Genomic DNA, 8,576 nt, shown 5'->3' with positions numbered 1-8,576 from the left:
ATGCGGCAGACCGCCTTCGTCATTGCTCCGTGGAGAGATGGGATTACCGCCATCAACAAGCCATATTTTCCCGTGTCGCCAACGAAATCCTGCCGCTTGCCGCTATTGACGCCAAAATTTAAAATTTTCAGAATGCCCGTGGGGGGTGTTTCTTCAGATTCTACTCTTTCGTCTTCCCCACGCCCGTGGGGGTGTTTCTAAAATATTGGTTGCTAATCAATAAAAGGCTCTAAAGTTTCACGGGATTTATCTGCGCATCCACCTGTGATTAACGATAAAAGTCAGGGCAATTCATGCGCAGTGATCAAAAGCAAGGTTGAGCACGTCGCGTCAATAAGCCTTGTATTCTTTTTTGAACAGGCTGGTATATTCCAGTAAAAACCGCCACCATTTACAATATAAAACCAGCCGCTTTAACTAACTCAAAAGCGGCCCCTGATAATGAGAGAATTAATGGCTAGCCTACCGGCAAAAACCGATCCACAAGATAAATCACTATGAATGTCGCACAGATAAAATGTCTTTCCGTTTTTTCATTGTTCGCAATCATAGGCTTCGGACCGGTTTCTCCAGGGTGCTTGACAGGCATGTATATAGTTATCAGGCGTCCGGTTTGGTTCTTGCGGTTTATTAAAAATATGTACGACCATCCGCTTGCATCTGATTCAATTGTTACAATCCAGCAAACCCGAAACTCTCGGCTCAAGAGCTTTCTAAGCCTATTGACATTGTTTATTATAGACATAGCGCCTGTTCCCGTAACGCCGGCCATTGCCTTTGTGATAATCCTGAGTAGACCGCAATGGTTTTATCGGGCGGTAAATAATGTATACGGAGAAGCGGCGTAAATTAATGCTCAAATTCGGCATTAGTTGTCATATTTTTAACGAGATCACAATCTCCACCCAACTCTAAGCAGTCTATTTATACTGATTTTTGAATATTGATTCAGGTTAATCTCGAACATTCAAACTATGGCTTGGGAATTATCCCTGTCTGTCTATCATGCATAAAATGCAGGTTAAAGCGTTTAGAAAAACGGGTACTGAAGCTCATTCTTGACAATGAACTGAAAAAAATCGTATGTTTACCCGACCTGGATAATAACTTGTTGGGCGGAGCACAAGAGTGAATGAAGGATTAATCGAAGCCATGGAGAAGCTGTATGCCTGAGCTGAAATCTTATGCCGTGTGGGATGTAAGTACCCGCTGGTTCCATTGGATCAATGCGCTCTGCGTCATCATGCTCGCGTTTGTGGGCTTCATGATTCTCAACGCGGGCAATCTCGATATCTCCAATGCTGGCAAAGTCGCCCTCAAGAAAATGCACATTTGGATCGGCTTCGTCTTCGTGCTCAACCTAACTTGGCGCATCGTATGGGCTTTTCTCGGCAACCGCTATGCCAGGTGGCAATCGGTTTTTCCTGGCGGCAGGGGCTATTTGCACGCGTTACGCAGCTATCTTGCAGCTTTCATCGCTGGCCGCCCCGAACAATATTTGGGGCACAACCCAGCGGGACGGCTAGGTATAGCTGCGGTGTTTCTGCTAATCACTCTTCAGGCAATTACCGGGCTGATACTGGCTGGAACCGACCTGTTCTATCCGCCCATCGGACCCTGGATCGCGCACTGGATAGCCGCACCTGGTATTGCTCCGGAGTCACTGATTCCCTATGCCCCCGAGAGGTATGACGCGGCGTCCTACGAAAGTATGCGTGCTTTCCGCAAGCCCTTTGCAGTGGCGCATCTATACAGTTTTTATGGGCTGGTTGTTGTCGTCATTTTGCACGTAACAGCTGTAATTATCACCGAGCTGCGGGAGGGCGGCAGCATCATTTCTGCGATGTTTACGGGACGAAAGATTATCAGCAAACGCCCCGTGGATGAGGAGCGCAACGGCCATGACTGAGATGGTACGATCCAACCTGCGCCCAACCCCGCCTTCAAGCGGAGGCCGGAAAGCAAAGCGGGGCTTCGCGGTAAAGGTCGGCAGCGCCCGCCGCTTAGTGCAACGTTATGTCGCACAGGAGTCGCTCGAGATTCCGACGGCGCTGTGGCGTGACAGCTTGCGAATGTTTGCCAAAAATACGAGCGCATTGGCGGTGTGCAGATTCGGGCTTATTATGAGGAGAAGCGACATGGTTAAGCAAGCGAAAAACACAATTTGCCTTTGGTACAATGGCGACGCCGAGGAAGCTGCGCGGTTTTATGCCAAGACCTTTCCCGATTCGTCCGTCCGCGCGGTGCACCGGGCGCCCGGAGACTTTCCGTCCGGGAAGCAAGGCGACGTATTGACCGTCGAGTTTACCGTGATGGGAATTCCCTGCCTCGGGCTCAATGGCGGACCTGCGTTCAAGCACAGCGAAGCCTTCTCGTTTCAGGTCGCAACCGCTGACCAGGCCGAAACGGATCGTTACTGGAGCGCGATCGTCGGCAACGGCGGAGAAGAGCGGGCGTGCGGCTGGTGCAAGGACAAATGGGGATTATCCTGGCAGATTACGCCGGTCGCCCTTACCACAGCGTTCACCGATCCCGATCGCGTTGCCGCCAAGCGCGCGTTCGAGGCGATGATGACGATGAGAAAAATTGATATTGCCGCAATCGAGGCGGCGCGGCGCGGTTGACTTTGCCAATCTTCATAGCAGGCATTTCGTGCCCGGCCGCGTTCTGGCAATGACATTTCATGGCAGATCAATCGTGCCGCACGATTCCTGCAGAAGGTAGGAAAAGGCAATGGAAATGGCGGTTCTGTTATATACCGACACTCGTACTTTGTGTTCTCACCATGGGGTGCGCAGTTTCTCTTACCCCAGCGACCGTATCGCCGGCTCCCACCAGAAGCTCGGAAAACTTGATGGTAGAGGATGCCCATCTGTTTCTGATGTGGCGCGGAGCGGATCGGCACGCACCCCTATTACTCTGGCTGCACGGAGGACCAGGTGGAGCGGAGCGGCCGTTGTTCCGCTATTTCAACAGCGATCTTGAGGACCATTTTGTTGTGGCCTATTGGGACCAACGCGGCGCGGGGCGTTCGTTCGATCCGCAAGCAGACCCGCAGAGACTGACCATTGCCCGGCATCTCGCCGACCTCGACGTGATCGTGGATCATCTTAGGCAGAGCCTCAGCCAGGAGAAGATCGCCTTGATCGGCCATTCGTGGGGGGCTGCGCTCGGGCTGCTTTATACACAGTCCCATCCTGACAAGGTGTCGGCCTTGATGGCAGTGAATCCCCTGGTTTCCACCCGCAAGGCCCAACATGCGCAATACGATTTCGTCTTGAACAAGGCTCTGCGGTGCAAGGATGACAATGTCTTGATACGCCTGCGAAGCATTGGCCCGCCGCCACACAAAAGGGCTACCCAGGCGTTGGAAGTCGAAAAGCTAGCTGACCGATATGGCGGCGTCTTTCACAATAAGCCAGATTATACATGGGTCACGGTAAGAGCCATCCTCAGCGGGCTCGTGACGCCATGGGAACTGCCTGGCTTTATCCGCGCCAACAACCTATCGCTTGAGGCAATGAATGATGAACTCCTCGGGCTCGATCTACCACACTCGGTTCCACGCATCAACGTGCCAGTTTTCTTCTTTCTCGGTAGGCATGATCGGCATCTGGGAGCAACTGTGGCGGCTACCTATTTTAGAGCCTTGCAGGCGCCGATTAAACAACTTATTTGGTTTGAGGAGTCTGCGCACAACATTCCGTTCGAGGAGCCGGACTTGTTCAATGTAAATGTCCTGAACGCATTGCAAGAAATTGGCATTGCAGAGGTAAAAACATGCCGATGAGCAGCGTAGATTAGGTTGCCATCGTTTGGCAACCTCACAATTTCCATTTGGCCTGACAAAACGGTCAAAAGGACGCACTAGCCAATTATAAAAATGTTGTGGGCGGAACGAATTGAAGAAATAACCGCTAATAAAGCTTTGCAGCGGACAAGCCCCTGAACACTTCCTGAATATCTACTCTTGAACCTTTGCCGGTCTTTAAGCAGGATTTTAAGATCGTCCAGTTTTGGCCGGATAGGGTCAGTGCGGTTTTGCTTGTCTCCCTAAAATATCCTCTCCCACACACTCGGTTTTGACGCATTTCCTTCATCGGCAAAGCTCAACTTCACCGGCACCTCACCGGCCTAAGCCAACGCTTCGCCCTGCTTCCACTCAAGCTTAGCTTTCACCTCAGCCGCCCGGCCAGATTCGTCAGCCGCTTGTGCGATTTATGCGTCCTGACCGCCATGCCCAGCGCTTTCGGCTGCGCGACGATTACGACCAGCTTTTTCCCGCGCGTCACGCCTGTGTAAACCAGATTCTGCTCCAGCAAGGTGTAATGCTGCATTGCCAGCGGCATGACCACGACCGGATACTCGGAGCCCTGGCTTTTGTGAATGCTGGTGGCGTAGGCCAGGCTGATTTCGTCCAGCTCGTTGAATTCGTACTCGACCAGCCGATCGTCGAACTGGATATGCAGTAGGCTTTCTTCCATGTCAATGCGCCGGATGCGGCCGATATCGCCGTTAAACACGTCCTTGTCATAATTATTGACGTTCTGGATCACCTTGTCGCCGGGCGCATAGGTGGAACCGTACTGGCTGATTTTCGGCTCGCTGTCGCCGTTCAGGCGGGCTTGCAGCTCGACATTGAGCGAGCGTGCGCCCAAGCCGCCCCGGTTCATCGGCGTCAATACCTGGATGTCGTCGATCGGATCGAAGCCGAAGCGCTTCGGGATGCGCCCGGTCACAACCTGGATCAGTTTGGCGAAGATGGCTTCCGGCGTATCGGCATGAAGACAATAAAAATCTGATGCTTCTCCAGTCTTTTCCGCTGCTGGTATTTGGCCATGATTGATCTTGTGGGCGTTGACGATGATTTTGGAGCTTGCCGCCTGGCGGAAGATCTCGGTCAGGCGCACTGTGGTGATTTGCTCGGAATCGATGATGTCGGCCAGCACGGCGCCAGGGCCGACCGATGGCAATTGGTCGACATCGCCGACAATCAGCAAGGCCGCGTAAGTCGGGAGGGCCTTTAGCAGCTGGTTCATCAGCACAATATCCATCATCGAGGCCTCATCGATCACCAGCAGGTCGATAGCGAGCGGAGTGTCGCCGTTGTGCTTGAAGGCGAAGGCCTGTGGGTCGAACTCCAGCAGCCGGTGCACGGTCCTGGCTTCCAGGCCGGTCGATTCGGCCAGGCGCTTGGCCGCCCGGCCGGTCGGGGCGCACAGTCCAATATTGATGCGCTTGGCCCGCAGAATCTTGAGAATACTGTTGACCAGCGTGGTCTTGCCGACGCCGGGGCCGCCGGTGATCACCGATACCTTGCTTTGCAGCACTTGCTCGACCGCGGCTTTTTGCGATTCCGAAAGCGCCAGGCCGGTTTTCTCCTCGACCCAGGGAATCGCCTTGGCCGTGTCGATTTCGCCCCACGGCAAAGCGCCTTCTTTCAGGCGCAGCAGATGCGCGGCACAGCCGACCTCGGCCCGGTACAGCGGCGTCAAAAACAAGGCTTCCTGCCCATCCATGATCTCCGATACCAGGTTTTCCTCGACCAGCTCTTCGCCAATCGCTTGCTCGATAATGTCAGCAGGGATCTCCAGCAGCTTGACGGCCATCTCGGCCAGCTTATCCCGGAACGCGGCGCAGTGGCCCTCGCCGGACCATTCCTGCAGCACATGCCGCACCCCGGCTTGCGCCCGGATCAGGGACTGCATGCCGATGCCCAGCTTTTGCGCCAGCGTGTCGGCGGTCTTGAAGCCGATGCCGTGAATGTCCAGCGCCAGCCGGTAGGGATTTTCCTGGACCTTGGCGATGGCCTGGTCGCCGTAGGTTTTATAAATTCTGACCGAACGGGAGGTGCCGACGCCGTGCGATTGCAGGAACACCATGATCTCGCGGATGGCTTTCTGCTCCGACCAGGCCGCCGTAACCCGCTCCTGGCGTTTCTTGCCGATGCCCGGCAGTTCCAGCAGGCGTTCGGGCGTTTGCTCGATCACGTCGAACACATCCATGCCGAAGGCTTTCACCAGTTTCCTGGCAAAATGAGGCCCGATGCCTTTCACCATGCCGGAACCGAGGTATTTCTCGATGCCCTCCAGTGTGGTTGGCGGCACAACCTTGAGTTCCTTGGCGTGGAATTGCAGGCCGTGCTGCCGATCGTTGTTCCAGAAGCCCAGGCAGTCGATGAATTCGCCGGCCGACACGCTGGCGGCCGAACCGATGACCGCTACCACCTCGCGGTGGCCTTTGACTTTGACGCGCAGTACGCAAAATCCGGAGGCCTCGCTGTGGAAGGTGACGCGCTCGATGGAGCCGGACAAGCGTTCAAGGTTGGATGCGGCGGCGACTGGGTTCAAAACGGCAATTTCCCACCCTGCCTGGTTATTAATGGGGCTAAGGCGTGTACCGCATTGCGGGAGTCGCTTTGGCTAAAGTAGGTATAACTTACAGATGGCATTTCCCTACCTTTCAATCAGCAGTGATAGTCAATTTTCCACAACTTCAATCTGAATTGAACATTCAGTTATTTGCTAATTCCTGCCTGAATTATTCAGGCATCATGTTCTTGAATAATTTTCCCTGCAAGTCTTACTCGTAAGTAATTACCTGTTTTCCTGGTACGGCTACTCGTATTTTTGGAATAATTTGGCTTTGTGCCTCCATCTTAACCTCATCGCCGTCCTTTAGGTCAGGGTTGTATAGCGGGCTATTTTGCTGCCTGAGGCGGCTGCATACTTGCCTACCCTCAATTGGTTATACTCTATATACCAGGAGGAGAAAACTATGGCACCATTAAATGATGACCTGACCGAAATGATTCACGATATAGTAAAAATCGGTATGTCCACAATGCCTACGCTGGTGTTTGACGAGGCGTTTTACAATTACGCGGACGACAAAGGGTACTATATACACGATGCCAATTTGCTGAAGATTAAAAATGTCCTCCCGCTTCCTGAAATTGACAACCCCAGGTTTTTGAAGCCCTTATTGACGCTTTGAAAAAATCAGCCGCAGGGTAGTTCGAATTTAAAAACTACGATAACATAAATTGATATCCGGAAAACTGTTTATGCGATGTCATATTTAATTCATTACCTTCATATACAGCGGCAGACTTACCTGATATTTTGCGGTCATCATCCAAGCCAGCGCCGCTTCGGGGAGCAAGCCTTTGGGGGTCACACACGCCTGTCCGTGCTGTGATCCGGATGCCCTCGTCACCGCTTGGACAGGCCTACTTGACGCAGGGATGCTGAAGCACCTTCACCTGTTGCGGAATGATGTCGAGTTGCTCCCTGATTTCAGCGCCGATTTCGAATAGGCGCGCCGTCATGGGCACAGACATGCTCGGACTCAGGCAATTTACGACGTCCAATCTCGTGCGGCAGTTGGAGATCGCGTGGGTTGCGGATGCGCTGCTTGCCGATGAGACTTACCACCTCGACTGCTTCAGGCGCTACTTCGTCGGCGACAAGCGTCCCCGCGCGCCAGGACTTCGACTTCATTCAGAAACAGGTCGCACTGAGCGATGTGAAGAGCTTCGGACCTGGCCGCGCAGAATCGGCGCCGATAGGCAGACGGCCGCTCTTTCAGCAAATCACGCTCGACCTTGGCGACATGGAGTTGCTGCGCCAGACGCTTGCGTTGGCCAGCCACTCATCATAGTCGGCCGCAGTCAGCATGATGATCGTCGTCAGGCACTTATTTTAATGCCTTTACGCGGCTATTTTCATCCAACTTTTGTATTTTTCGTTTTGGATACGACTGCATGGCGGCCAAGTCAATACCTGCCAGCAGCCAGCACAATGGCTTAACGGTGAGTTCGACGATCGCAGCGTCGTTCGGCCCGCGAAAATGATCGGCTTCCAGCCGCTTACTCATCAGCCAGAAGCCGGTGCGGTCTCATAACAGCAGCTTGATCCGATTCCGCCGGCGATTGCTGAAATTGCCGGGGAATGAATTATTCTCTTTTGTTAATTCCTGTGAGCACGAATCATTAATTGACTCTTCTCGGGATATTATAAATTTGAAACTGGCGTGGATAAGTTGAAACAGCAAGGGATTGATTTAGAGCTGATGCTAATTGCCTTGTAACAAGAATTAGCCAAGCAGCCACAGTTTAAAATCGATGTTGGAAGATTTTACAGTAAAAAATAGAAAGCCAAGAAATACCTATGAATAACCGGCTTATCCCCGTAAAAAACGCTTGGGTAAAATATCAAATGTCATCCCGCGAGGAACGCCTGGGTCGTGTCGAAGCTGCTATTTCACGAACGGACGGCATTCAAATAAAAGTCAAATGGGCATGGCAATAATGAAAGTAGCCTGGTACCGCTGGCAGTGTTGAGAAGACCAAGAGTCGACTGATTTATCGGCTTGATCTCGTCTATTCGACCCCGCCTGAAGCTTAGAGGTGACGGTGTCGATACCCGGTCCTCTTCTGGTCCTAATCGCCGTACACATTGACAATGCACCGGGCTTTCATCGATGCCGGCTCCCGAAGACGGTTCAGGCCCAGCAGCTTTACCTTCAACGTCAAGCATGTGCGAGCGTTGACCTCGCTCAAGCGCCGCCTGTAA

The 8,576-nt window shown here is 52.9% G+C and carries 7 protein-coding genes and 1 pseudogene; 5 read left to right on the top strand and 3 right to left on the bottom strand.

Features of this window, described 5'->3' with window-relative positions; translation table 11 throughout:
* The first annotated feature begins 1,165 nt into the window (after positions 1 to 1,165).
* The 3 genes from HUX64_RS18685 (at position 1,166) to HUX64_RS18675 (ending at position 3,790) form a co-directional block, all read left to right on the top strand.
* The gene (locus HUX64_RS18685) at positions 1,166 to 1,909 is read left to right on the top strand and encodes a cytochrome b/b6 domain-containing protein (RefSeq protein WP_174627698.1); all 744 of its coding nucleotides are present in this window, start codon (positions 1,166 to 1,168) and stop codon (positions 1,907 to 1,909) included.
* A complete protein-coding gene (locus HUX64_RS18680; RefSeq protein ID WP_246247140.1) occupies positions 1,902 to 2,624 on the top strand; it encodes a VOC family protein in 723 nt (240 codons plus the stop codon). Before HUX64_RS18685 ends, HUX64_RS18680 begins: the two co-directional genes overlap by 8 nt.
* A gap of 230 nt (positions 2,625 to 2,854) precedes the next feature.
* Positions 2,855 to 3,790: an alpha/beta fold hydrolase gene (locus HUX64_RS18675; protein WP_174627697.1), complete on the top strand. Its 936-nt coding sequence runs from the start codon at positions 2,855 to 2,857 to the stop codon at positions 3,788 to 3,790.
* Positions 3,791 to 4,175: 385 nt separating this feature from the next.
* Here HUX64_RS18675 and recD2 read toward each other — a convergent pair whose 3' ends face one another.
* The gene (recD2, locus tag HUX64_RS18670; RefSeq protein ID WP_174627696.1) at positions 4,176 to 6,350 is read right to left on the bottom strand and encodes an SF1B family DNA helicase RecD2; all 2,175 of its coding nucleotides are present in this window, start codon (positions 6,348 to 6,350) and stop codon (positions 4,176 to 4,178) included.
* Between the two features lie 427 nt (positions 6,351 to 6,777).
* Between recD2 and HUX64_RS18665 the strand changes: the two genes are divergently transcribed.
* Positions 6,778 to 6,996: a hypothetical protein gene (locus HUX64_RS18665; RefSeq protein WP_174627695.1), complete on the top strand. Its 219-nt coding sequence runs from the start codon at positions 6,778 to 6,780 to the stop codon at positions 6,994 to 6,996.
* A gap of 235 nt (positions 6,997 to 7,231) precedes the next feature.
* On the opposite strand, the gene HUX64_RS18660 is transcribed toward HUX64_RS18665, so the two are convergent.
* Both HUX64_RS18660 and tnpB read right to left on the bottom strand, forming a co-directional pair.
* Positions 7,232 to 7,342, bottom strand: coding sequence for an IS66 family transposase zinc-finger binding domain-containing protein (locus tag HUX64_RS18660; protein WP_174627694.1), 111 nt, complete (start codon positions 7,340 to 7,342; stop codon positions 7,232 to 7,234).
* A gap of 356 nt (positions 7,343 to 7,698) precedes the next feature.
* Positions 7,699 to 7,887, bottom strand: a pseudogene (gene tnpB, locus HUX64_RS18655) (IS66 family insertion sequence element accessory protein TnpB); the annotation flags it as partial.
* Positions 7,888 to 8,171: 284 nt separating this feature from the next.
* Here tnpB and HUX64_RS18650 point away from each other — a divergent pair.
* Positions 8,172 to 8,312, top strand: coding sequence for a hypothetical protein (locus HUX64_RS18650; protein ID WP_174627693.1), 141 nt, complete (start codon positions 8,172 to 8,174; stop codon positions 8,310 to 8,312).
* Positions 8,313 to 8,576: the final 264 nt, after the last annotated feature.

This window comes from Candidatus Methylobacter favarea, from assembly GCF_902806695.1.
GTDB classification, from domain to species: domain Bacteria; phylum Pseudomonadota; class Gammaproteobacteria; order Methylococcales; family Methylomonadaceae; genus Methylobacter_B; species Methylobacter_B favarea.
Note: the sequence above shows the minus strand (reverse complement) of the source record. Positions and strands in the feature narration are given on the sequence as shown.